Source organism: Azospirillum sp. CT11-132 (genome assembly GCF_047302835.1).
Classification (GTDB): domain Bacteria; phylum Pseudomonadota; class Alphaproteobacteria; order Azospirillales; family Azospirillaceae; genus Azospirillum.
Map to the genome: position 1 here is coordinate 502,051 of NZ_JBGLZA010000002.1, position 24,012 is coordinate 526,062.

The window sequence follows — 24,012 nt, forward strand, 5'->3', positions numbered from 1 at the left end:
ATGTTGGACCTTTCCCTTCTCGTCCAGTACGGCCCGGCGCTGCTGCGCGGCTTCGGCGTCACCATCCTGTGCTGGGCAGCCGGCTGCCTTATCGGCATGGTCCTGGGCTTCGTGCTGATGCTGCTGCGGCAGCTGCCGGTGAAGCCGCTGCGCTGGGTCATCCGCGCCTATATCGAGGTGATCCGCGGCACGCCCTTCCTGATCCAGCTGTTCCTGCTCTACAGCGGCGGCCCGTCCATCGGCCTGCGGCTCGAGGCGACCACCGCCGGCATCCTCGGCCTCGGCATCTACGGCAGCGCGTACTTCGCCGAGATCTTCCGCGCCGGCTATCAGGCGGTGCCGAAGGGGCAGGTCGAGGCGGCGCTCAGCCTCGGCATGTCCTATGGCTCCATCCTGCGCCGGGTGATCGTGCCGGCGATGCTGGTGTCGACCATCCCGGCCATCGTCAACATGATGGCGATCCTGACCAAGGAGACGGTGGTGCTGTCGATCATCACCGTGCCGGAACTGATGTATGAGATGCAGACGATGGCGGCGGAGACCTTCGCCACCTTCGAGACCATCGTTGGGATGGCGCTGTTCTACTGGCTGCTGGTGGAGGTGGTGTCGCGCCTGGGCCGCCGGCTGGAGGCGCGCGTCACCCGTTTCCTGACCCATGCCTCGCCGCAGGGGTCGCCGACCGAGACCGCAACCGCGAGGGCGTGATGACCGCCGTTTCCCAAACCGCCACCCCGTCGCGCTCCACGACCGCCGCCGATGCCGTGCCGATGGTCTCGATCCGCGGTGTCGGCAAGAGCTTCGGCACCAACGAGGTGCTGCGCGACATCGACCTGACGGTCAACAAGTCGGAGGTCGTCTGCCTGATCGGCCCCAGTGGATCGGGCAAGAGCACGCTTCTGCGCTGCATCAACTTCCTGGAGGTCTACGACCGCGGCGAGATCCGCATCGAAGGCACGCTGGTCGGCTACACCGAGGACACGCCGCGCCGCCGCCTGTCCAACCGCGACCTGCGCGATCTGCGCCGCAACGTCGGCATGGTGTTCCAGCAGTTCAACCTGTGGCCCCACATGACGGCCCTGGAGAACGTGGCAGAGGCGCTGGTGCAGGTCCGCGGCATGGACAAGGCGTCGGCTGCAGCGCACGCCGGCCGGATGCTGGACCGGGTCGGACTGGCCGCCAAGGCCGACAGCTATCCCGCCCGCCTGTCGGGTGGCCAGCAGCAGCGCGTCGCCATCGCGCGCGTCATCGCAATGGAACCCCACCTGATGCTGTTCGACGAGCCGACCTCGGCACTCGACCCCGAACTGGTGGGCGAGGTGCTGCAGGTGATGCGCGATCTGGCGGCCGACGGCATGACCATGGTGGTGGTGACCCACGAGATGGGCTTCGCCGCCAACGTCGCCGACAAGGTGGCCTTCCTCGACCGTGGCCGCATCGCCGCCTTCGGCACCCCGCGCGAGGTCTTTCACGAATCCACCGAACCGCGGGTGCAGCAGTTCCTGCAGACTTACCATGAGCGGAACAGTTTCTGATCGGCGTTCACAATTGAGGAAAGGCCGCCCACAAGGGGGGCGGCCTTCATGGCGGCTCAGTAATGATACCGGCAGGCCAGGATTTCGAGTGCCTGGGCGTCGCCGCTTCCGGTCAACCGGTAGACCAACCGGTGCTCGCCCGTGATCCGGCGCGACCACCAGCCTGCAAGCCCTTCCTTCAACGGTTCAGGTTTGCCCAGCCCTGAAAACGGGTTCCGTTCCGTATCGCGAATGAGGTCGTTGACCTTCTTCAACACGGCCCTGTCGTTCTTCTGCCAGTATAAGTAATCCTCCCAAGCGCCGTCAGTCCAAACCTTCTTCATTCAGAATGTCCCGCTCGATGCCTTTGCCAGCATCAAGTTGGGCAATGCCCTTGAGCAGCCGCTCCGCGTTCCTGGGGCTTTTCAGGAGATGAAGCGTCTCCATCAGCCCTTCGAACTCTTCCTCGGAAATCATCACCACCGACCGCCCCTTCTGACGGGTAACGGTTAACGGCGCGCGGCTGTCACAGACCTCGTCCATCACGCTGGCAAGATTGTTTCTGAGATCTGTGTAGTTGATGTGACCCATTTCAGGTGCCTGTCTGACATGATGGGTGATGCGGGTTTCCTCTTGATGGGGGTTGATCCCGTCGACTTCTTTTATGTACAGAAAAATGGACATAAATCAAGTCCGAGCCGCCGCACCCAACCTGCCCCCTGGCACCCCGCCCGCAAACCGGCTAAGAACCTTTCGCACGCGCAACAGAACTGCAACGCGAAAGCCCCGCGCCCGTCGATGATCGAACTCCGGTCCGTCACCCACGCCTATGGCGACCGCCCCGTCCTGCACGACCTGTCGCTGCGGCTGGCGGAACGGCGCATCGCCATTCTCGGCGGCAACGGCTCGGGGAAAAGCACGCTGGCCCGCCTGCTGAACGGGTTGATCGTCCCTGCCAGCGGCACCGTCGCTGTCGACGGCCTGGACACCCGCAGCGACGGGCGCGCCGTGCGCCAGCGGGTCGGCTTCGTCTTCCAGAATCCCGACACCCAGATTGTCTATCCGACGGTCGAAGAGGACATCGCCTTCGGGTTGAAGGCGCGCAAGCTGCCGAAGGACGAGATCGCCCGCCGCGTTGCCGGGGCGCTGGAGCGCTACGGCCTCGACCGCTACCGCCACCAGCCGGCCCACCAGATGAGTGGTGGCGAGAAGCAACTGCTCGCCATCGCCGGGGTGCTGGTGCTGGAACCGGCCTATGTGATCTTCGACGAGCCGACCACCCTGCTCGACCTGCGCAACCGCCGCAAGGTGATCGAGTTGCTGCGCGGGCTGCCGCAGACAGTGATCGTCGTCACCCACGACCTGGACATGGTCAGGGACTTCGACCGGGCGCTGGTGCTTGAGGATGGCCGCGTCGTCGCCGACGGTCCTCCGGCGGAGACCGTGCCGGCCTACATCGAGCGGCTCGGCTGATGCTGGGACTCTACCTGCATCGGGAGTCGGTCATCCACCGCCTGCCGGCGGGGGTGAAGCTGGGCGGGCTGCTGCTGGTGACGGTGGCGGTGCTGGCTCTGCCCGGTGCCTGGGGAGCGCTCGCCGCCGGACTGATCGGTACCGCCGTGCTTGTCGCGGCAAAGCTGCCCACCGGACGGGTGCTTGCGGAGTTGCGGGCGCCGGTCATCATGCTGACCCTGCTGTTCGGCTTCCAGGCCCTGCTGGCCGGCGGCGGCTGGGAGGAAACGGCCGTCGCCCTCGCCCGCTTCGCCGCTCTGATCCTGCTGGCGACGCTGGTCACGCTGACCACCCGCGTCATGGATATGGTCGATTTGTTCGAGCGGCTGTTCGGCCTGCTGCGCCCGGTCGGGGTCAATCCGGCGAAGATGGCGCTGATGCTGGCCTTGACCATCCGCTTCATCCCGCTGCTTGGCGAGCAGGTGCGCGAGGTGCGGATGGCCCAGCGCGCCCGCGGCGTGGAACGCAACATAGCCGCCTTGTTCGTTCCGCTGCTGGTCAAGATCCTCACCATGGCCGATGATCTGACCGCCGCACTGGAAGCGCGCGGCTACGACCCGGCCGATACCGGGACCAAAAAAAGCAGCACTCAACGATAAAGACACCAGCCGAAGGAAGCGTCCGCCATGTTGTCCACCCGCGACCTCGTCCTCTGCGCCCTGTTCGCCGCCCTGCTGGGCGGGCTTGGCATGGCGCCGCCGATTCCGCTCGGCTTCCTGCCGGTTCCGATCACCGCGCAGACGCTGGGTATCATGCTGGCCGGCACCATCCTGGGCGCCAAGCGCGGCGGCATCGCCGCCCTGCTGTTCGTGCTGCTGGTCGCCGCCGGACTGCCCCTGCTGGCCGGCGGGCGCGGCGGTATCGGCGTGCTGATGGGGCCGACCGGCGGCTTCGTGCTGTCCTTTCCGGTGGCCGCCTTCGTCACCGGCTGGCTGGCCGAGCGTTTCGCCACCAACGCGAACCCGATCCGCCTGTTCGCGGTCAGTGTCCTCGGCGGCATCCTGGTCGTCTATGCCGGCGGCATTCCCTGGCTGTGGCTGGTTGCCGGCCTGCCGATCGAGAAGGCGGTCTTCGGATCGCTGGCCTTCGTACCGGGTGACCTGATCAAGGCCGGCGTCGCCGCCGTCGCCGCCTCGGGCGTCCGCCGCGCCGGCATCCTGCCGATCCATGCCTGATCGAATGGCGACTGACCGACTGTCTTTGGCCGGCGGCTATACCGGGGCAGACAACCTCGCCCGCCCCTTCGCAACGGCCAGCGGGCGGGCGCCCGCCCATCCGGCGCTGGTCTTCGGTGACGAGGTGGTGTCCTACGGCACCCTGCTCGACCAAGTGCGGCGGGTGGGGGCCGGAGTATCAGCCCTGCGCCGGGACGGTGCGCCGCCGCGTGTGGCGCTCAGCCTCGCCAACCGGGCGGAGTTGCCGGCGCTGTTCTTCGGCATCGTTGCGGCCGGCGGGATCGTCGGACTGCTCGACCCGAAATGGAGCGCCACGCAGACCGCCGCAGCCCTCGACACCTTTCGCCCCGACCTGCACCTGAGGACGGACACCGTTTCCGACTGGATCGCCAAACAAGCGGCGGGCTGGAGCATCCCCGCGATCGATCCGAAAACGCCCTTCCTGGTCGGCTTCACCTCCGGCACCACCGGGCGGCCGAAGGCCTTCATCCGCAACCAGGGCTCCTGGCTGGCGACGCTGGAGGCGAGCCGGGTGGAGTTCGGCATCGGACCCGATGATGTCGTCCTGGTGCCGGGACCGCTGGTCCATGGCCTCGGCCTCTATGGCGCGGTGGAGGGGCTGTCGGCCGGCGCCATGGTGCGGGTGCAGCCGAAGTTCGATGCCAGCGATGCGGCGATGCAGTTGGCGACCTGCGGCATCACCACGCTGGTGCTGGTGCCGACGATGCTGGTCGGCATCCTCGACGCCGCGGAACGCGACGGCCGGCATTTTCCCGCCCTGCGCCGGGTGGTCTGTTCCGGCGCCAAGCTCGCCCCCGCGGTGCATGACCGGCTGTCCGCGCTCTGCCCGGATGCCGCTGTGCTGGAATATTACGGCGCGTCGGAGTTGAGCTTCGTCAGCCTGCGCTCGTCGCGCGAAGGCGCCCCCGCCGACAGCGTCGGCCGCCCCTTCCATGGGGTGGAGCTGAGCCTGCGCGACGATGACGGCCATCCGGTGGAGCGCGGCCTACCCGGCACCGTCTGGGTGCGCAGCGGCATGCTGAGCGACGGCTATCTCGGCACCACCGACGGCGCCGGCTATCGCGAGCACGAAGGCTGGGGCACGGTCGGCGACTATGGCTGGATCGACGGCGAGGGCTGGCTCCGGCTGGTCGGCCGGGCCGGCGACATGATCATCACCGGCGGCCTGAACGTCTACCCGGCTGAGGTCGAAGCGGCCCTGCGCGCCCATCCCGCGGTGGCGGAGGCGGTGGTGTTCGGCCTGCCGGATCCCTATTGGGGCGACGCCCTGTCCGCCGTCGTCTGGTGGCGCGGCGCGGCCCGCGCCTCGCTGACCGAGTTGCGCGGCTGGTGTCAGGAGCGGCTTGAAGCCTACAAGGCGCCACGGCGGGTCTTCGCGGCGGCCGACATGCCCCTGACCGGCAGCGGCAAGATCGCCCGCGCCGATGTTCGTGAGCGGGCAAGAGCCGGCGGGCTGGAGGTGGTGGAATGAGCAACCGCCCGATCATCGTCGCCGCACGCCGTACGCCCGTCGGCCGCATCGGCGGCAGCTTGCGCGAGCTTCCCGTCGAGGACCTCGCCGCCCCGGTCATTCGTGCCGTGCTGGCCGACGCCGCCATCGACCCGGCGGAGGTGGACGAGGTGCTGCTGGGCAACGCGGTCGGTCCCGGCGGCAATGTCGCGCGGCTGTCGGCGTTGGCCGCCGGCCTGCCGGTTTCGGTGCCCGGCGTCACGGTGGACCGGCAGTGCGGATCGGGGCTGGAGGCGGTCAACCTCGCCGCCCGGCTGGTGCAGTCCGGCGCCTGCGACGTCGTACTCGCCGGCGGGGTGGAGAGCACCAGCACCGCCCCCTGGCGCGTCGCCAAGCCGTCCAGCCTCTACCGCAGCCCGACCTTCTACGACCGCGCCCGCTTCGCCCCCGACGAGATCGGCGACCCGTCGATGATCGAAGCGGCGGAGAATGTCGCCGCCGTCCACGGCATCGACCGCGCCCGCCAGGACCGCTACGCGCTGGACAGCCACCGCAAGGCCGTCGCCGCACAAGCCGCCGGTCGGTTCGACCGCGAGATCGTGCCGCTCACCCTGCGTGATGGCCGCGTCATCGACCGCGACGAGTGCCCGCGCGCCGACACCAGCCTTGAGAAATTGACGGCCCTGCGCCCCATTCTGCGGCCCGACGGCACCGTGACCGCCGGCAACGCCTGCCCGGTCAATGACGGCGCCGCCGTGGTCGCCGTGGTGTCGGAGCGCAAGTTCCGCGAACTCGGCCTGACCCGCGGACTGGCTGTGGTCGACAGCACGGCGGCCGGCGTCGATCCCAAGCTGCTGGGCACCGGCCCGATCCCGGCGGTGACGAAACTGCTTGCCCGCAATCCCGGCCTGTCCGTCGCCGACATCGACCTCGTCGAGTTCAACGAGGCCTTCGCCGCCCAGGTGCTGGCCAGCCTTGACGCCCTCGGCATCGACCCGGCGCGCGTGTCGGTCGGCGGCGGCGCGCTGGCGCTCGGCCATCCCTATGGCGCGTCGGGGGCCATCCTGGTGACGCGCCTGTTCACCGAGCTGCTGTTCCCGGCAGCGGGCACCACGCCCCGCCGGGGGCTCGCGACGCTCGGCATCGGCGGCGGGCTGGGGCTCGCCACACTTCTGGAGCCCGTTTGAATGACCAGCGCCGCCACGGCCGGGGATAGTTTCCGGTCGGCCTTCCGTCACCGCGCCTTCGCCCTGTTCTGGAGCGCGCGGGTCTGTTCGATGCTGGCGATCCAGATGCAGGTGGTGGCGGTTGGCTGGCAGGTCTATGCCATGACCGGCGACCCGCTCGACCTCGGTCTGGTCGGGCTGTTCCAGTTCCTGCCCACGCTGGCGCTGGTTTTGGTGGCCGGCCATGTGGTCGACAACAATGACCGCAAGACGGTGCTGTTCGGCGCCCTGTCGATCGAGATGATCGCCGTGGCCGCCCTGTTCCTGCTGACCATGGCCGGCGGCCTGTCGCCCCACGCGATTTTCGCCGTGGTGGCGCTGATCGGCCTCGCTAAATCCTTCGAGGGGCCGGCCAACCAGGCGATCCTGTCGGCGACCGTTCCCGTGGAGGATTTGCCCAATGCCGTCGCCTGGCAGTCGTCGGGGGTGCAGGTGGCGCAGATCTCCGGTCCGGCGCTGGGCGGGCTGCTCTACATCGCCGGCCCGGCGGCGGTCTATGGCGTCAGCACGGCGATGCTGGTGCTGTCGGTCCTGCTGATCGCCGCCTGCCGGCCGCGCCCCGTCACCATGACCAAGCGCGCCATGAGCCTGACCAGCATGCTGGCCGGCGCCGCCTTCATCCGCAGCCGGCCGGAGATCCTGGGCGCCATCTCGCTCGACCTGTTCGCGGTTCTGCTCGGCGGGGCGACGGCGCTGCTGCCGATCTATGCGCGCGATGTGCTGCATGTCGGGCCGTGGGGGCTCGGCCTGCTGCGCTCGGCCCCGGCGCTGGGGGCGCTCGCAATGGCGATGGTCATCACCCGCTGGGGCGTGAAGCGCCATGCCGGGCGCTGGATGCTGGTGGCGGTGGCCGGGTTCGGTGTCGCCACCATCGCCTTCGGCCTGTCGGCCGATCCGGTATTGTCCTTCATCGCCCTGTTGGCCGTCGGCGCCACCGATCAGGTCAGCATGTTCGTCCGCCAGACGCTGATCCAGCTCTCCACCCCCGACGACATGCGCGGCCGGGTCGGCGCCGTCACCTCGCTGTTCATCGGCGCCTCCAACCAGTTGGGCGAGTTCGAATCCGGCAGCGTGGCGGCTCTTGTCGGCGCGGTTCCGGCGGTGGTGCTGGGCGGCGTCGGCGCAGTGGGCCTCGCCGGCCTGTGGGCGGTGATGTTCCCGGCCCTGCGGCGGGTGGACCGGCTTCTGGGACGTTAGACGCATCCACACGCCGGAAGCGAAATCCACTCATACATTCTCGACATTCTAAGATTGCGCATTTACCCTTTTGAGCATGCTTTAACGGTCACCGCTTCCAACCGGTGGCATGAAGGCGACCGTAGAATGGGATACGCGATGGTGACGCAGGGCACGGCGATGCCGCCCCTGAAATCAGCTGCTACAGAGTATCCCATCAGCCATACTTCCATCGGATTTCTCGAGGCCCCGGAATGACCACTGTCGTTGCGAATGTTTCAATCAATTTATCGGGCTCCGGAGATACCGCCGGTATCGTTTACGACAATTACTCCCTTCTTACGCAAAATTCTTCGCAGATTGCGTTCCGTTATACGCTGAACGGGGCGCCGGTGATGGACATTACCGTCAACGGGTCATTCAACATTACCGATTACAATGCGTCCGGAAGGATAACTTCCGTGTCGGCAACCCTGCCCGGCGGAAGCCCGCTGCTGTCGTTCAGCAATGCCAACATCAGCTTTTCCAGCGTCTACAGCTTGTCCTATGCGCTGACCACCCAGAACATCCTGTCCGGCGGCGACCAGATCTTTGGATCGTCCTATGCCGACACGCTCCATGGATATAACGGAAACGACTATATCAGCGGCGGCGGCGGCGATGATCTGATCAGCGGCGGATATGGAGTCGATACGATCGACGGAGGTGACGGCGTCGATACGGTCATTTCCAGCCAGAGCTATGCGCCCAATAAACTGATGAGCTACGGCGGCCAGTCCGCGGTCATCGACCGGCTCAATGGATCCGATCTGATTCGGAATGTCGAATATATCCGGTTTTCCGACCGTACGGTCTCATCCTCCAGCGCGACCGCCTTCGACGCGATGAGCTATCTCGCAGCCAACCGCGACTTGGCCGCCGCGTTCGGGACCAACGGTACGGCTGCCTTTCTCCATTACGCACAGACGGGGCACCTCGAAAACCGGTCGACGACATTTGATGCCGCCGGCTATCTGGCTGCAAACCGCGATCTTGCTGCTGCCTTCGGCACGAACACTGCGGCCGCGACGGAGCATTACATCACTTTCGGCCGGTCGGAAGGGCGCAGCACGACGTTCAACGCCATGAGCTATATCGCGGCGAACCCGGATCTGATCCGGGCGTTCGGCCCCGACACGACTGCCGCGGCGTTGCACTACGCCAGCACCGGGCGGCTGGAAGGGCGAACGATCACCTTCAACGCGGCGGCCTATCTGGCGCGCAATCCCGATGTGCAGCGTGCCTTGGGCAGCACCGAGGCGGCTGCGGCCACCCACTACGTCACGTTTGGCTATCGCGAAGGGCGTTCCACTCTCCCGCTGACCACCACGGGACGGGCGGCCCCGATGCTTGAGCCGGACGCTATGTCCGGGACGCTGGCAGCAATCTCGTAAGCGGACGCGCGGCGGGCGGCGGGCACCCACCTTGCCCGCCGCATCGCCTGACAATTCACAGATACCGGATCGTCACCTTGTCGGCCGCCAGCTTGGCCCGCGCCCGTGCATCGTCGGTGTCGCTGCCGGTGGCGAGCGCCACGCCCATGCGGCGGTTCTTGCGGGTGGTCGGCTTGCCGAACAGGCGGACGTCAACTTCCTGTTCCGCAGACCCGAGGCGCAGCGCCTCGGCCAGCCCCTCGATGCGGAAATTCTCCGCCTCGCGGTCGGCCAGGATGACGGCCGACGCCGACGGGGCGCGGCAGACGATGTTCGGGATCGGCAGGCCCAGGATGGCGCGGGCGTGCAGTTCGAACTCCGACAAATTCTGCGACAGCAGCGTGACCATGCCGGTGTCGTGCGGGCGCGGCGACAGTTCGGAGAAGATGACCTCGTCGGCCGTCACGAAGAACTCGACGCCGAAGATCCCATAGCCGCCGAGATTGTCGACGACCCGCGCCGCCATCGCCTTGGCGTCGTCCAGCATCGCCTGCGGCATGGCCACCGGCTGCCAGGATTCCTGGTAGTCGCCGCGCTCCTGCCGATGGCCGATCGGCTCGCAATAGAGGATGCCGTCGCGGGTGCGGACGGTCAGCAGCGTGATCTCGTATTCGAAGGGGACGAACTCCTCGACGATCACCTTGCGGCGGTCGCCGCGCATGTTCGCCACCGCGTAGTTCCAGGCGGCCTCCAGCCCGGCGGCGTCCTGCACCGTGCTCTGCCCCTTGCCGGACGACGACATCACCGGCTTGACGACGCAGGGGAAACCGGTGTGCTCGGCTCCGGCGCGCACCTCCTCCAGGCTCTCGGCATAGCGGTAGCGCGAGGTGCGCAGGCCGAGTTCGGTCGCGGCGACCTCGCGGATGCGGTCGCGGTTCATCGTCATGGTGGCGGCGCGGGCCGAGGGCACGACGGTGGTGCCGGTATCCTCGAACTCGTGCAGCACCTCGGTGCGGATCGCCTCCACCTCCGGCACGATATAGTCTGGGCGGTGCTTGGCAATGGCGGCGCGCAGGGCGTCGGCGTCCAGCATGGAGAACACCTCAGCCGCGTCGGCGACCTGCATCGCCGGGGCGTTGGCATAGCTGTCGCAGGCGATGACCTCGCAGCCCAGCCGCTTGGCCGCGATGACGAATTCCTTGCCCAACTCTCCGGAGCCGAGCAGAAGGATCCTGGCGGTGAACATCCACGCACTCCCCTTATTGGCGACAGCAGCCCGACCATAGGGCTTCCCGCCGGCCGGGCCAAGCCCCGCCGCGATCCTTCCGTATGCATCGGTCGAGCGAGAGAGGCGCAGAACAAATATTTCGAAAATGAAATTATAATGGCATCGGATGAAAAACGCCGATCATGTGTTCATGCGTAAATGAAGCCCTATTCCGGGAGGCGGCGATGGAAACGGTGGCACGGCGCGGAGTTTTCGGTGGCAGGACCGTGATGGCCGCTTGCTTGGCGGCATCGCTGGCCTTGCCCGGCTGTGCCGGCAACGGCAACGACGACATGGCGGGCGCCCTGCTGATCGGCGCCGCTGTGGTCGGGCTGGGCGTGCTGGCCGCCACCGCCGGTGATGACGACGACGATGGCGATTACAACCGCGGCCGGCACCATCACCGTCGCGGCGGCTACGACAATGGCGGCTATTACGGCAACGGCTACGACAACGGGTACCGAAGCCGGGGCCACGGCGGCTACAGCCGCTATGCCGGCAATGGCCGGTGCGACGATGCGCGCTACCGCACCTCCAACGGCGGGCGGGCGGAGGCGGGCAGCGACGAATGGGACTGCCGCCGTTTCGGCGACGGCCGCAAATGACCGGTCAGCGCCGCCGTCCCTCCAGATTCTTGCGAGCGATGCCTGCGATGATCAGCAGGAAGGCCAGCAGGCGCAACACATAGACCCAGCTCTGCTCCTCCCGCTCCAGCCCGCCCAGCGCCAGCACCACCTGATTGATCGCCAGCAGCGCAAAAGCCAATGCGAAGCTGGCGAACAGCGCATCGCGCGTCCGTCTCCAGAAGCTGAGGAAGAACATCCCCGCGACCGCATACAGCGCCGCCAGCGCCCCGGTGAAAAAACTGTAAGTCGTGGGCAACATCACTCGGCATCCCAGATGAAGCCGTACAGCAGGATCCCGACCCCGGCCAGCGCGGAGAGATGGCGGAACGGCAGCAGGTCGACCTCCGTCGGCAGAATGACCACGTCGATGAACAGCAGCAGGTTGTTGATCGCCAACCCGACGAAGCACAGCGTGCTCCACAGTAGCAGACGGCTGTGCGACCGCAGGTAACTGCGCAGCAGCAGCACCATGCACAGCAGGCTGGCGGCGAAACACAGCAGATAGACCGCAGACTTCAGGACATCCATGTCAGCGCCCTTCTTTCCCTCTCCCCGGCGGGGAGGGGAGCCGATGCGGGCCGGGTTTATTCATAACGAGTACAGCCATTGTCGAAACAGCCATCGTCTCTGTCCAATAAATCTCAGTCATTGAGGCGGAACCTGAAGGAGTCGGCGAATACCTGCACCTTGTTGCCGGGTGCCGCGAAGATCTCGCGGATGATGGCGGACGGACGGGTGGCATAGGCCTGCGCGATCTCCTCCACCCATTTGTCGAGGATCGGGGCGGCGGGCTGGTAGCGGTGACTGCCGTCCGCCAACGCCACCAGTAGCCCGGCACCGAGAAAGCCGCCCAGCGCCTCCTGAACCACGACGTCGCTGCCGCGCAACTCCCTCACGAGGTCGCCATTCGACCAGTCCCGATCGGGATGTCGGCGCAACAGCAAAAGCAGTTCCAACGCCCAGACGGATCGAATGGAGCTTCTGAGCAGGGTAAGCGCGTCGTCGGACAAAACCATGAACCGGAACCTGACCTGATATGCACAACCGGCGGCGTTGGGCGGCGCCGCCCTCGATCCCCCTCATCATCCCCGGACGGCCTCCGCCGGGGCGAGAGGGGCCTGCAAATCCAGCGCGCGCCGCAGGGCACGGGCCAGAACGCCGTCGCGGTAAGGCTTCGGCAGCGTTTCCGCCCGGCTCAGCACGGCCCCCAGCACGGCGCCGGGATCGGCGGCGCTGCCGGTGTCGGCGGACGCGCCGGCCTCCGGCTCCGGCGCACTGGTTCCGTTGGCATAGCCCGACGCGAACAGCACCCGCAGCGAGGGATGGCGGCGCAACCCCTCCAGCGCCAGTTCGCGCCCGTTCAGCCCGCCGGGCATCACGATGTCGGTGAACAGAAGGTCGACCGGCTGCCGGTCCAGCAGGGTCAGCGCCGCTTCCGCCCCGTCGGCTTCCAGCACGCGGTATCCGAGCGCCGTCACCGCCTGGACGGCGACCGCCCGCACGTCGGCGTCGTCATCCACCACCAGCACCGTCTCGCCGCGGCCGGCGAAGGCCTCGTCGGCGCCGTCCTCGTCCGGAGTGGGGGTTTGCAGGGCGTCCATCGTCGCCCGCGGCAGATAGAGTCGGAAGGTGGTGCCGGCGCCGGGAGTGCTGTCGATGCCGATCAGCCCGCCCGACTGCTTGACGAAGCCATGGATCATGGCAAGACCGAGCCCTGTGCCCTTCCCCGTTTCCTTGGTGGTGAAGAAGGGTTCGAAGGCGCGTTCCAGCACGTCCGGCGGCATGCCGCATCCGCTGTCCGACACCGACAGGAGGATATAGTCGCCGGCCGGAACCGACATGCCGTGCGCCGTCTGCGGCTCCTCGAATCGGGTATTCGCGGTGCGGATCCGAAGGGCGCCGCCACCGGGCATGGCGTCGCGGGCGTTGATGACGAGGTTGAGCAGAGCAGATTCCGCCTGCGAGCGATCGACCGAGGCGATCCACAGCGGTTCGGCATCGGCCGGCGGCGCCTCGATGGCGATGGCGACGGCCCCGCCCAGCGTGCGCTCCATCAGCTCGCCCATGCCGGCGACCAGTGCGCCGAGATCCACCGGCTCCGGGTGAAGCTGCTGGCGCCGGGCGAAGGTCAGCAGCCGCCGCGTCATGTCGGAACAGCGCAGCGCCGCCTGCAGCGCCATCTCCGCCCGCCGCGCCGCCTTGGGGTCGTCGGCGAGGCCGGGGACCAGACGCTCCAGGCTGCCGATCACCACCATCAACATGTTGTTGAAGTCATGGGCGATGCCGCCGGTCAGCCGGCCGACCATCTCCATCTTCTGCGCGTGGGCGAGCTGCTGCTGGGCCTGGCGGGTCTCGGTCACGTCCATGATGGTGCCGAACAGCTCGGTCGGCACGCCCTCCTCGTCACGCACGACGACGGCCTGGTCCAGCAGATGGCGTTCACCGCCGTCCGGGCCGCGCCAGCGGTATTCCACCATGGTCAGCCCGGTTTCGTGGACCGCCTCCAGCTGGCGCAGCACGCGGCTGCGGTCGTCCGGATGCAGCCCGCTTTCCCAGAATTGCGGATCCTCAATGAAGCGGGACGCGGGGCAGCCCAGCACCGTTTCCGTGGTGTCCGACAGGTAGCGGAACGGAATGCCCGGCGTCAGGTCGGCGGTGTAGAGCACGATGGGAAGCTGGCCCAGGATCAGCGCCTGCCGCTCCTCCGACCGGCGCAACGCCTGTTCGGCCTGCCGCATCTCGCGCCGCACCCGCTCATTCTCGTCCAGCAGGCGCTGCTTGGCCTCGACCTCGCGCTTCACCTCCTCGGTCTTGCGGTAGAGATCGACGAAGACCGCCACCTTGCATTTCAGGATCAACGGGTCGACGGGCTTGAACATGTAGTCCACGGCGCCGGTGGTATAGCCGCGGAAGATGTGCGTCTCGTCCTTGTTGATGGCGGTTAGGAAGATGATCGGGATGTGGCGGGACTTCTCGCGCAGGCGGATCAGTTCCGCCGTCTCGTAGCCGTCCATGCTCGGCATGTGGACGTCCAGCAGGATCAGCGCGAAGTCCTGCCGCAGCAGATGTTTCAGCGCCTCCTCCCCCGATCGGGCGAGCACCAGTTGCGCCCCCAGATCCTCCAGCGTCTCGCGCACGGCGAACAGGTTCCGCGGGTCGTCGTCGACGATCAGGATCGCGACGTCCGCCTTGTCGGGCTGGGGATTCGAATCGCTGGTCATGGTTCCGCTTTCCCATCCCGCGGGGACGGCAGCCTGGCCGGAGGACGGTGGCACCGGCGTCACGTCGGGTGCAGGGGCCGCCGGCAGAAGCGTCTGGCGAACAGCGCCCTCGCCGGGCATCGGGACGCTGGTGGTGCCGAGCAGGGTGGACCGGCGAACCGGAGGCACCGGACTGGCCGGCGGCGGGACGAAGGGCGTGCGCCGCCCCCTCCGCGCCGTCTGGAGCTTGCGCCGGGTCATGGCTGCACTCCGCCGCGCGGCTGCGGCCGGTTGCCCTTGGCGGTCCAGATCCGCAGCAGCGACAGCAGATGGTCGATGTCCACCGGCTTGGCGATGTAATCGGTGGCGCCGGCTTCGATACACTTGTCGCGGTCGCCCTTCATCGCCTTGGCGGTGACGGCGATCATCGGCAGGCCGCGGAACTCCTCGATGCTGCGGATGGTGCGCATGGTCTCATAGCCGTCCATCTCCGGCATCATGATGTCGACCAGCACCACGTCCACGTTGGGATCGGCACGCAGCCGCTCGATGCCCTCGCGCCCGCTTTCGGCATGCAGGACCTCGATCTTGTGGGCCTCCATGACGCTGGCGAGCGAGAAGATGTTCCGGATGTCGTCGTCGATCACCAGCACCCGCTTGCCGGCCAGCGCCGGGTCATGCTGGCGCAAATCCAGGATGCTGCGCCGCTTCTCGTCGGGCAGCCGGTCGACGGCGCGGTGAAGGAACAGCGCGGTCTCGTCAAGCAGCCCGGCCGGCGAGCGCGCGCTCTTCAGCACCACCGTCTCGGCCAGCCGGCGCAGCCGCGCCTCGTCCTCCGGCGCGATGTCGGCGGCGACATAGACCACCACCGGCATCCAAGCGAGCGTGTCGCGGGTGCGCAGCCATTCGATCAGCTCGAAATCCACCGTGACCGGTCCGGGCAGGGTCGGGCTGGACAGGTCCAGCACCATGCAGTCGAAGCGGTCGGCCGTCAGCGCCGCCATCGCCGCCTCGATCGAGGTGACGGTGTGGGTCTCGACGTCGCCGTTGCCGATCAGGGCGGCGACGCCGCCCGGCTGCGGGCTGTCCTTCTCCACCACCAGCAGCTTGCGGTGGTCGCGCTCCTTGAAGCTCTTCACCCGGTTCAGGGCGTCGAAGATCGCCTCGCGCTCCACCGGCTTTTCCGAATAGTCGAAGGCGCCCATCGACAGGCCGCGCCGGCGCTCGTCCTTGGCGGAGATGACGTGGACCGGGATGTGCCGGGTCTGAGGATCGCGCTTCAGCAGGTCGAGCAGCGCCCAGCCGTCCATGTCCGGCAGCCCGATGTCGAGCAGCACGGCGTCCGGCCGGTATTTGCGCGCCAGCGGCAACGCCGCCGACCCGCCGCTGGACAGGATGGTGCGGAAGCCCTTCTCCCGCGCCAGATCGAGCAGGATGGAGGCGAAGGTGCTGTCATCCTCCACGATCAGCACGACAGGTTCGCCGGGGCGCAGCTTTTCACGGTCGTCACCGCCCGGCGGCATGTCGAGCAGAGCCAACCCCTCCTGCGGGCCTGACGCCACCACCGGCCGGGTCGCCGTGTCCGTCCGCTTGGGCAGAAGCCCCGCCGGCGCCGGGGAGGTACCGATCGCGGGGGTACCCAGCGGGGCAGCGGGTTCCGCGATGGTGTCGAAGCTGCGCGGAACGAATAGGGTGAAGGAGCTGCCCTTGCCGGGCGTGCTGGAAACGCGGATTTCGCCGCCCAGCAGCCGGGCGATCTCGCGGCTGATCGACAGCCCCAGGCCGGTGCCGCCGTATTTGCGGCTGGTGGTGCCGTCGGCCTGCTGGAACGCCTCGAAGATGATGCGCTGCTTGTCCTCGGGGATGCCGATGCCGGTGTCGGTGACGGTGAAGGCCAATACTGACGATGCCGCATCCAGCGTCGGGTGCGCCGCGCTCCAGCCCTCGGTCGCCGGGGCGACGCGGAAGGTGATGCCGCCGCTCTCGGTGAACTTGAAGGCATTGGACAGCAGGTTGTTCAGCACCTGGGCCAGCCGCTTCTCGTCGGTCTGGACGCTTGCGGGCAGCGCCTCGTCCATCTCGATGGTGAAGTCCAGCTTCTTCTCCTGCGCCATCTGCGAGAAGGTGCGCTCGACATGGTTGCGCAGGTCGCCCAGCACGACCTCGCCGATTTCCAGCGTGACGGTGCCGGATTCGATCTTCGACAGGTCGAGGATGTCGTTGATGAGCCCCAGCAGGTCGGATCCGGCGGAATGGATGGTGCGGGCGAACTCCACCTGACGGTCGGACAGGTTGGTGTCTGGGTTGTCGGCCAGCAGCTTCGACAGGATCAGCAGGCTGTTCAGCGGCGTGCGCAGCTCGTGGCTCATGTTCGCCAGGAACTGCGACTTGTATTTGGAAGTCAGGGCAAGTTGTTCCGCCTTCTCCTCCAGCGCCGCCTTGGCGAGCACGACCTCGCGGTTCTTGCGCTCGACCTCGATGTTCTGCTTCTCCAGCTGTTCGGCCTTTTCCTCCAGCGCCTCGTTGGTGGTGGTCAGCTTTTCCTGCTGGGCCTTCAGCAGCTCTTCCGACTTGCGCAGCGAGGCGGCCTGCTGTTCCAGCCGCTCGTTGGTGGTCTTCAGCTCTTCCTGCTGGCTCTGCAGTTCGGTGGTCAGCCGCTGCGACTGCTTCAGCAGGCCTTCGGTGCGCATGTTGGCGGCAATGGTGTTCAAAACGATGCCAATGCTCTCGGTCAGCTGCTCCAGGAAGCTCTGGTGCGTCTCGCTGAAGCGGCCGAAGCTGGCCAGCTCGATCACCGCCTTCACGTCGTCCTCGAACAGCACCGGCAGGACAATGATGTTCAGCGGCGGCGCCTCGCCCAGGCCGGAGCTGATCGACACATAGTCGCGCGGCACATTGGTCAGCAGGATGCGCTTCTTCTCGTAGGCGCACTGCCCGACCAGACCTTCCTTCAGGTGGAAGCGGTTGGACAGGTTCTTGCGCTCCTTCAGCGCGTAGGAGGCGACCAGCTCCAGCAGCGGTTCGTCGCGGTCGCGGGTGGCGACGTAGAAGACGCCGTGCTGGGCGTTCACCAGCGGCGCGATCTCCGACAGGATCATGTTGGAGACGGTGACCAGATCGCGTTCGCCCTGCAGCATGCGGGTGAATTTGGCGAGGTTGGTCTTCAGCCAATCCTGCTCCGCATTCTTCAGCGTCGTGTCGCGAAGATTGCGGATCATCTCGTTGATGTTGTCCTTCAGCGCCGCGACCTCGCCCATCGCCTCCACGGTGATGGAGCGGGTCAGGTCGCCCTTGGTCACCGCGGTGGCGACCTCGGCGATGGCGCGCACCTGGGTGGTCAGGTTGGCGGCCAGCTGGTTCACGTTCTCCGTCAGGTCCTTCCACAGCCCGGCGGCGCCCGGCACGCGGGCCTGACCACCCAGCTTGCCTTCGATGCCCACCTCGCGCGCCACGTTGGTGACCTGATCGGCGAAGGTCGCCAGCGTGTCGATCATGCCGTTGATGGTGTTGGCCAGCGCCGCGATCTCGCCCTTGGCGTCCACCGCCAGCTTGCGCTTCAGGTCACCGTCGGCAACCGCGGTGACGACGCTGGCGATGCCGCGCACCTGACCCGTCAGGTTGGCCGCCATCATGTTCACGTTGTCGGTCAGGTCCTTCCAGGTGCCGCCGACGCCCTCAACCTTTGCCTGACCGCCCAGCTTGCCTTCGGAGCCCACTTCGCGCGCCACGCGCGTCACTTCCGAAGCAAAGCTGTTCAGCTGATCCACCATGGTGTTGATGGTGGATTTCAGTTCGAAGATCTCGCCCTTCACGTCGACGGTGATCTTCTTCGACAAATCGCCCTTGGCGACCGCGGTGGTGACTTCGGCGATGTTACGCACCTGACCGGTCAGGTTCGCCGCCATCATGTTCACGTTGTCGGTCAGATCCTTCCAGGTGCCGGCAACCCCCTTCACCTGCGCCTGACCGCCCAGCTTGCCCTCGATGCCCACCTCGCGCGCCACGCGGGCGACTTCGGAGGCGAAGCTGTTCAGCTGGTCCACCATGGTGTTGATGGTGGATTTCAGCTCCAGGATCTCGCCCTTCACATCGACGGTGATCTTCTTCGACAGGTCGCCATTCGCGACGGCGGTCGTCACCTCCGCGATGTTGCGCACCTGACCGGTCAGGTTGGTCGCCATCGCGTTCACATTGTCGGTCAAATCCTTCCAGGTGCCGGCAACGCCCTTCACCTGGGCCTGACCACCCAGTTTTCCTTCCGAACCCACTTCCCTGGCGACGCGCGTCACTTCCGAGGCGAAGCTGTTCAGCTGATCCACCATGGTGTTGATGGTGGATTTCAGCTCCAGAATTTCGCCCTTCACGTCGACGGTGATCTTCTTCGACAAGTCACCGTTGGCGACCGCCGTCGTCACCTCCGCGATGTTGCGGACCTGACCGGTCAGGTTGGTCGCCATCGCGTTCACGCTGTCGGTCAGGTCCTTCCAGGTGCCGCCGACGCCCTTCACCTGCGCCTGACCGCCCAGTTTTCCTTCCGAACCCACTTCCCTGGCGACGCGCGTCACTTCCGAGGCGAAGCTGTTCAGCTGGTCCACCATCGTGTTGATGGTGTTCTTCAACTCCAGGATTTCGCCCTTCACCGGCACGGTGATCTTCTTGGACAGATCGCCGTTGGCGACGGCGGTCGTCACATCGGCGATGTTGCGCACCTGCCCCGTCAGGTTCGCCGCCATCAAGTTCACGCTGTCGGTCAGATCCTTCCAGGTGCCGCCGACGCCTTCCACGCGCGCCTGACCGCCCAGCTTGCCCTCGGAGCCCACCTCTCGCGCCACGCGTGTCACTTCCGAGGCGAAGCTGTTCAACTGGTCCACCATCGTGTTGATGGTCGACTTCAGTTCAAGGATCTCACCCTTCACGTCGACGGTGATCTTCTTCGACAGATCGCCCGTCGCGACAGCGGTGGTCACGTCGGCGATGTTGCGGACCTGACCCGTCAGGTTGGCCGCCATCATGTTCACGCTGTCGGTGAGATCCTTCCAGGTGCCGCCGACACCCTCGACCTTCGCCTGACCGCCCAGCTTACCTTCGGAGCCCACCTCGCGCGCCACGCGCGTCACTTCCGAGGCGAAGCTGTTCAGCTGGTCCACCATGGTGTTGATGGTGGATTTCAGTTCAAGGATCTCGCCCTTCACGTCGACGGTGATCTTCTTCGACAGGTCGCCCTTCGCGACCGCCGTCGTCACTTCGGCGATGTTGCGGACCTGACCCGTCAGGTTCTCCGCCATCATGTTCACATTGTCGGTCAGGTCCTTCCAGGTGCCGCCGACACCCTCGACCTTCGCCTGACCGCCCAGCTTGCCTTCGGAGCCCACTTCGCGCGCCACGCGCGTCACTTCCGAGGCGAAGCTGTTCAGCTGGTCCACCATGGTGTTGATGGTGGATTTCAGCTCAAGGATTTCGCCCTTCACGTCGACAGTGATCTTCTTCGACAGATCGCCCTTGGCGACCGCGGTCGTCACCTCCGCGATGTTGCGGACCTGACCGGTCAGGTTGGCCGCCATCACGTTGACGTTCTCGGTCAGATCCTTCCAGGTGCCGGCAACCCCCTTCACCTGGGCCTGACCGCCCAGCTTGCCCTCGATCCCGACCTCGCGCGCCACGCGCGTCAGTTCGGTGGTGACGGTGACGAGCTGCTCAACCATGGTGTTGACGTTGCGGGCGGTGCGCAGGAACTCGCCCTGCAGCGGGCGGCCTTCGATTTCCAGCGCCATGGTCTTGGACAGGTCGCCCTTGGCGACGGCGCCAATGACGCGGGCGATTTCCGTCGTCGGCTGGATCATGTCGCCGACCAGCGTGTTGATGCTGTCGACGCAGGTTTCCCACCCGCCGGAGGCGTTGTTCAGCTTGGCGCGCTGGCTGATGCGGCCTTCCTTGCCGATGGCGACGCTGAGCCGGCTGGTCTCGGTGGTCAGGTTGTGGTTCAGCTCGACCACGTCGTTGAAGGCGGCGGCGATCTCGCCGTCGATCCCGGTGAGGTCGAGCGGCAACCTCACCGAGAAATCGCCCTTGCGCAGTTGTCGCAGGGCCATCAGCAGAACCTTCGGATCCAACGCGTCCGCCATCTCGACCATCGCCGTCATGCCGTTCCCCAATCCGCGCGCCGAGCCCACCATGGACCGCGCTCCGCCCATCCCCGAAATCGCTCTGTAAAACCGCTCTGCTGCGCGGTGGAAGAAAACGCAAGCCAACACAACCGGAATGCCGAGTGCCCGCAACAAGGCTGTGCGTACATCACCCCAGTCCGAAGATTGACTGCGCAGTCCTACAGCCCCGCACGATGAAGTAAAGGCGATTCCGGTCAATTTAGCCTTTCGTAGGCGGCGCGAATTCGTGCGGAAGGGTTATGCCTATGACTTATGACGGAGAGGGCCGGTTCTTGCGCTTGCCCGGCTTCATCAGCTCGTTCATTCAGCCGAATGACCATTGCGTATCGACGGGGTGCCGGAACGATTCACCCGCCGTCATCGTTAAGGTTCCACCCACGGCGGGTCTTTCCGGCACCGGCCGCCTTCCGCGGGGCAAGACAACCCGACCTTCTTCACAGCCCGGGGCTTGGCCATGACTCTGTGGACATTTACCATGCAGGCTTCGATGTGCTGCATGTTCTCTTGGATGCGCGCCTGTCACCAAGGCGTGGCCTTGGCCCATTCTTTCGCCGGAATGCCCGGATTGACCGGATTGCCGATCCTCAGCCCGCCGCGCCCGCCGGCCGACGTGCTGCCCTTTCCGGCGCGGCGCGTGGCGCGCGGCGGCGGGTTCGGCGGTGCATTGGGCGGACCGGCAGTGGTGATCCCGCTGGACCGGCGCTGACCTCCCGCTCACGCAATCGTGTAGACCCCGTGATTTGCCGTCGGCCGGCTGCGGACCTATGGTTAGTGGCAGGAATGGTCCGTTCGGGAGAGGGTCGATGCTGTTCAATTTCCCCACCGCGTCGCAGGCGCGCGAAGACGAGGTGACGCCGCGGGAGCTTTTCCTGTCGCGCCGCAGCCTGATGGCCGGTGGCGCCGCCGCGATGGCGCTGGGCAGCCTGCCGGTGTGGAGCGGCAACGCGCTGGCGGCAGCCTTCGAGGCGCCGACCACGATCAAGCCGGCAGATCCGAAGTTCGATCCGACGACGCCGATGAAGTCGGCCACCACCTATAACAACTTCTACGAGTTCGGCACCGGCAAGAGCGATCCGGCCGAGAATGCCGGCACGCTGAAGACCCGCCCGTGGGAAATCGCCATCGGCGGCGAGGTCGCTAAGCCGATGACCATCGGCATCGAGGATATGCTGAAATTCCCGATGGAGGAGCGCATCTACCGCCTGCGTTGCGTCGAGGGCTGGTCGATGGTGATCCCCTGGGTCGGCTTCCCGCTGGCCGAGCTGCTGAAGCGGGTGGAGCCGACCGGCAATGCCAAATACGTCGCCTTCCAGACCCTGAACGACCCGAAGCAGATGCCCGGCCTGCGCTCCTGGGTGCTGAATTGGCCCTATACCGAGGGGCTGCGGCTGGACGAGGCGATGCACCCCCTGACCCTGCTGGCCGTCGGCATGTATGGCGAGGTTCTGCCCAACCAGAACGGCGCACCGATCCGGTTGGTGGTGCCGTGGAAGTACGGCTTCAAGTCGATCAAGTCGATCGTCAAGATCACGCTGGTGAAGGACCAGCCGCCGACCGCCTGGAACAAGGCTCAGTCGAGCGAATACGGCTTCTACTCCAACGTCAATCCGGAGGTCGACCACCCGCGCTGGAGCCAGGCGACGGAACGGCGGGTCGGCGAATTCTCCCGCCGCAAGACGCTGCCCTTCAACGGCTACGGCGAAGAGGTCGCGTCGCTCTATGCCGGGATGGACCTGAAGGCGAATTTCTGACCATGCCCGCCCCCATAGCCACCGCAGGCGGCGTCGATTGGCGCACCGCCGCCAACGCCGCCCTTGCGTCCCGCTGGGCCAAGCCGGTCGTCTTCACCGCCGCCCTGGTTCCCCTGGTCTGGACCGTCTGGCTCGCCTACACCGGCGAGCTGGGCGCCGAGCCGGTGCTGGAAAGCGTCAAGGCCAGCGGACTCTGGGCCCTGCGCTTCCTGCTGATCGCGCTGGCGCTGACGCCGCTGCGCATGCTGACGGGGGTGGCCGGACTGGCGCGCTTCCGCCGGATGCTGGGGCTGTTCGCCTTCTTCTACGCCTGCGTCCACCTGTCCACCTATATCGGGCTGGACCAGTTCTTCGACTGGGCGGCGATCTGGAAGGACATCGTCAAGCGGCCCTACATCACGGTCGGCATGGGCGCCTTCCTGATCCTGACGGCACTGGCCGCCACCTCCACCGACGGCATGGTGAAGCGGCTGGGCGGCAAGCGCTGGCGCGCCCTCCACAAGGGTGTGTTCATTGCCGGGCTGGCCGGCTGCCTGCACTTCATCATGTTGGTGAAGGGCTGGCAGACCACGCCGCTGATCTATGCACTGATCTGCATCGGGCTGCTGGCCTTCCGCCGCTGGCCGATCCGGCTGGGATCTCATAAGGACAGACGGCGGAAGGAAGCTCGGCAAGCTCCGGTCAGAACACGGCCCGCAGCAGTCCAACGGTCCGGCGAAGCGCAAGCACCGCACTTTCCGGATGGAAGCTCCCCCGCTCGTCGCAGTTGAAGCCGTGGCCGGCCGGATAGACATGCACCGGCACCCACGGATAGCGCGAGCGTACCCCCTCGGCGACCGACAGCGGGATGGCGTGGTCCTGCTCGCCGAAATGAAGCAGGGTCGGCACGCGCGGGGCGCTGTCCAGCGTCTTGCCGATCTCCCCGCCGTAATAGCCGATGGCCGCACGCACCGGCAGAGACGAGGCCGCCGCCCAGGCGATGCTGCCGCCCCAGCAATAGCCGACGATGGCGGCCGACCCGTCACCGCCCAGATAGGCCAGCGCCGCGGCAACGTCCTGCAGGGCATCGACGGTCGCCACCGCGCCCTTCAGCGCGATGCCCCTCTGAATGCCGGCATCGTCATAGGGCAGTTCGACCCCGCGTTCGGCCCGATCGAACAGGTCCGGCGCCACGGTGGTGAAGCCCTGCTGAGCGAAGCCGTCGCAGACGCTGCGGATGTGGTGGTTGATGCCGAAGATCTCCGGCGCCACGATCAGGCGCCCGATCTCCTCGCCCTTGGCCGGCGCCCGATAGGCGCGCAGCCGGTGGCCGTCCGCCGCCTTCAGTTCGATCCAGCCGGCGGCCGATGCGTCACTCATGTCCCGAACCCTCATCTTGCGAGACCGTCCAGGCGGTCATTGCCCAGGATCATAAGGCGCTGGACCGTCACGGCAACTGGCGACAGGGCAGCAGACCGGCGCGATGGTCATATCCGCCCTTCCGTTCGTATTATTGCCTCGTCAGACTGCAGATTGCGCCCT

At 66.7% G+C, this 24,012-nt stretch carries 22 protein-coding genes; 13 read left to right on the top strand and 9 right to left on the bottom strand.

The features are described 5' to 3' along the window. On the top strand, positions 1–705 hold the full coding sequence (locus tag ACCD06_RS04125; RefSeq protein WP_109156662.1) for an amino acid ABC transporter permease: 705 nt from the start codon (positions 1–3) through the stop codon (positions 703–705). After that, the gene (locus ACCD06_RS04130; RefSeq protein WP_109156663.1) at positions 705–1,532 is read left to right on the top strand and encodes an amino acid ABC transporter ATP-binding protein; all 828 of its coding nucleotides are present in this window, start codon (positions 705–707) and stop codon (positions 1,530–1,532) included. Before ACCD06_RS04125 ends, ACCD06_RS04130 begins: the two co-directional genes overlap by 1 nt. A gap of 56 nt (positions 1,533–1,588) precedes the next feature. Here the strand turns inward: ACCD06_RS04130 and ACCD06_RS04135 are convergent, their stop codons facing one another. Both ACCD06_RS04135 and ACCD06_RS04140 read right to left on the bottom strand, forming a co-directional pair. Then, entirely contained in the window at positions 1,589–1,855 is a 267-nt protein-coding gene (locus ACCD06_RS04135; protein WP_109156664.1) for a Txe/YoeB family addiction module toxin, read from the bottom strand. After that, entirely contained in the window at positions 1,836–2,195 is a 360-nt protein-coding gene (locus ACCD06_RS04140) for a type II toxin-antitoxin system Phd/YefM family antitoxin (protein ID WP_247871425.1), read from the bottom strand. The genes ACCD06_RS04135 and ACCD06_RS04140 overlap by 20 nt, the downstream gene beginning before the upstream one ends. 114 nt (positions 2,196–2,309) lie before the next feature. Between ACCD06_RS04140 and ACCD06_RS04145 the strand changes: the two genes are divergently transcribed. From ACCD06_RS04145 to ACCD06_RS04175, 7 genes are all read left to right on the top strand, one after another. Then, on the top strand, positions 2,310–2,984 hold the full coding sequence (locus ACCD06_RS04145; protein WP_109156665.1) for an energy-coupling factor ABC transporter ATP-binding protein: 675 nt from the start codon (positions 2,310–2,312) through the stop codon (positions 2,982–2,984). Continuing rightward, positions 2,984–3,622, top strand: a complete 639-nt coding sequence (locus ACCD06_RS04150; protein ID WP_109156666.1) for an energy-coupling factor transporter transmembrane component T family protein — start codon at positions 2,984–2,986, stop codon at positions 3,620–3,622. Before ACCD06_RS04145 ends, ACCD06_RS04150 begins: the two co-directional genes overlap by 1 nt. A gap of 27 nt (positions 3,623–3,649) precedes the next feature. Continuing rightward, complete coding sequence (locus ACCD06_RS04155; RefSeq protein WP_109156667.1) at positions 3,650–4,198, top strand: biotin transporter BioY; 549 nt, start codon at positions 3,650–3,652, stop codon at positions 4,196–4,198. Positions 4,199–4,202: 4 nt separating this feature from the next. Further along, positions 4,203–5,690 carry a class I adenylate-forming enzyme family protein gene (locus tag ACCD06_RS04160; protein ID WP_413338995.1) on the top strand — a complete coding sequence of 496 codons (1,488 nt, stop codon included), beginning with the start codon at positions 4,203–4,205 and terminating at the stop codon, positions 5,688–5,690. Further along, positions 5,687–6,856 (top strand): thiolase family protein, encoded by a 1,170-nt coding sequence (locus ACCD06_RS04165; RefSeq protein WP_413338997.1) that lies wholly within the window; start codon positions 5,687–5,689, stop codon positions 6,854–6,856. The genes ACCD06_RS04160 and ACCD06_RS04165 overlap by 4 nt, the downstream gene beginning before the upstream one ends. Beyond that, positions 6,857–8,092, top strand: a complete 1,236-nt coding sequence (locus ACCD06_RS04170) for an MFS transporter (RefSeq protein ID WP_413338999.1) — start codon at positions 6,857–6,859, stop codon at positions 8,090–8,092. A 233-nt stretch (positions 8,093–8,325) separates the two neighbouring features. Beyond that, a complete protein-coding gene (locus ACCD06_RS04175; RefSeq protein ID WP_413339001.1) occupies positions 8,326–9,504 on the top strand; it encodes a hypothetical protein in 1,179 nt (392 codons plus the stop codon). A 55-nt stretch (positions 9,505–9,559) separates the two neighbouring features. Here the strand turns inward: ACCD06_RS04175 and purT are convergent, their stop codons facing one another. Beyond that, positions 9,560–10,729 (bottom strand): formate-dependent phosphoribosylglycinamide formyltransferase, encoded by a 1,170-nt coding sequence (purT, locus tag ACCD06_RS04180; RefSeq protein ID WP_413339003.1) that lies wholly within the window; start codon positions 10,727–10,729, stop codon positions 9,560–9,562. A gap of 251 nt (positions 10,730–10,980) precedes the next feature. On the opposite strand from purT, the gene ACCD06_RS04185 reads away from it, so the two are divergent. After that, the gene (locus ACCD06_RS04185) at positions 10,981–11,355 is read left to right on the top strand and encodes a hypothetical protein (protein WP_247871427.1); all 375 of its coding nucleotides are present in this window, start codon (positions 10,981–10,983) and stop codon (positions 11,353–11,355) included. Between the two features lie 4 nt (positions 11,356–11,359). Here ACCD06_RS04185 and ACCD06_RS04190 read toward each other — a convergent pair whose 3' ends face one another. The 5 genes from ACCD06_RS04190 to ACCD06_RS04210 all read right to left on the bottom strand — a co-directional run bounded on the left by ACCD06_RS04190 (position 11,360) and on the right by ACCD06_RS04210 (position 20,749). Continuing rightward, positions 11,360–11,635, bottom strand: coding sequence for a DUF5985 family protein (locus ACCD06_RS04190; RefSeq protein ID WP_109153614.1), 276 nt, complete (start codon positions 11,633–11,635; stop codon positions 11,360–11,362). Then, positions 11,635–11,904 carry a DUF5985 family protein gene (locus ACCD06_RS04195; RefSeq protein WP_199232030.1) on the bottom strand — a complete coding sequence of 90 codons (270 nt, stop codon included), beginning with the start codon at positions 11,902–11,904 and terminating at the stop codon, positions 11,635–11,637. The genes ACCD06_RS04190 and ACCD06_RS04195 overlap by 1 nt, the downstream gene beginning before the upstream one ends. Before the next feature lie 113 nt (positions 11,905–12,017). After that, entirely contained in the window at positions 12,018–12,392 is a 375-nt protein-coding gene (locus ACCD06_RS04200; protein WP_109153612.1) for a hypothetical protein, read from the bottom strand. Positions 12,393–12,458: 66 nt separating this feature from the next. Next, positions 12,459–14,837, bottom strand: a complete 2,379-nt coding sequence (locus tag ACCD06_RS04205; RefSeq protein ID WP_413339006.1) for a response regulator — start codon at positions 14,835–14,837, stop codon at positions 12,459–12,461. After that, the gene (locus ACCD06_RS04210; RefSeq protein ID WP_413339008.1) at positions 14,834–20,749 is read right to left on the bottom strand and encodes a HAMP domain-containing protein; all 5,916 of its coding nucleotides are present in this window, start codon (positions 20,747–20,749) and stop codon (positions 14,834–14,836) included. Before ACCD06_RS04210 ends, ACCD06_RS04205 begins: the two co-directional genes overlap by 4 nt. Before the next feature lie 556 nt (positions 20,750–21,305). Between ACCD06_RS04210 and ACCD06_RS04215 the strand changes: the two genes are divergently transcribed. From ACCD06_RS04215 to ACCD06_RS04225, 3 genes are all read left to right on the top strand, one after another. Further along, the gene (locus ACCD06_RS04215) at positions 21,306–21,446 is read left to right on the top strand and encodes a hypothetical protein (RefSeq protein WP_158282097.1); all 141 of its coding nucleotides are present in this window, start codon (positions 21,306–21,308) and stop codon (positions 21,444–21,446) included. Between the two features lie 97 nt (positions 21,447–21,543). Next, positions 21,544–22,491, top strand: coding sequence for a protein-methionine-sulfoxide reductase catalytic subunit MsrP (gene msrP, locus ACCD06_RS04220; protein ID WP_136703506.1), 948 nt, complete (start codon positions 21,544–21,546; stop codon positions 22,489–22,491). Between the two features lie 2 nt (positions 22,492–22,493). Beyond that, positions 22,494–23,261, top strand: coding sequence for a sulfite oxidase heme-binding subunit YedZ (locus tag ACCD06_RS04225; protein WP_109157754.1), 768 nt, complete (start codon positions 22,494–22,496; stop codon positions 23,259–23,261). Here ACCD06_RS04225 and ACCD06_RS04230 read toward each other — a convergent pair. Beyond that, the gene (locus tag ACCD06_RS04230) at positions 23,173–23,850 is read right to left on the bottom strand and encodes a dienelactone hydrolase family protein (protein ID WP_109157755.1); all 678 of its coding nucleotides are present in this window, start codon (positions 23,848–23,850) and stop codon (positions 23,173–23,175) included. The genes ACCD06_RS04225 and ACCD06_RS04230 overlap by 89 nt on opposite strands. Between the last annotated feature and the right edge of the window lie 162 nt (positions 23,851–24,012).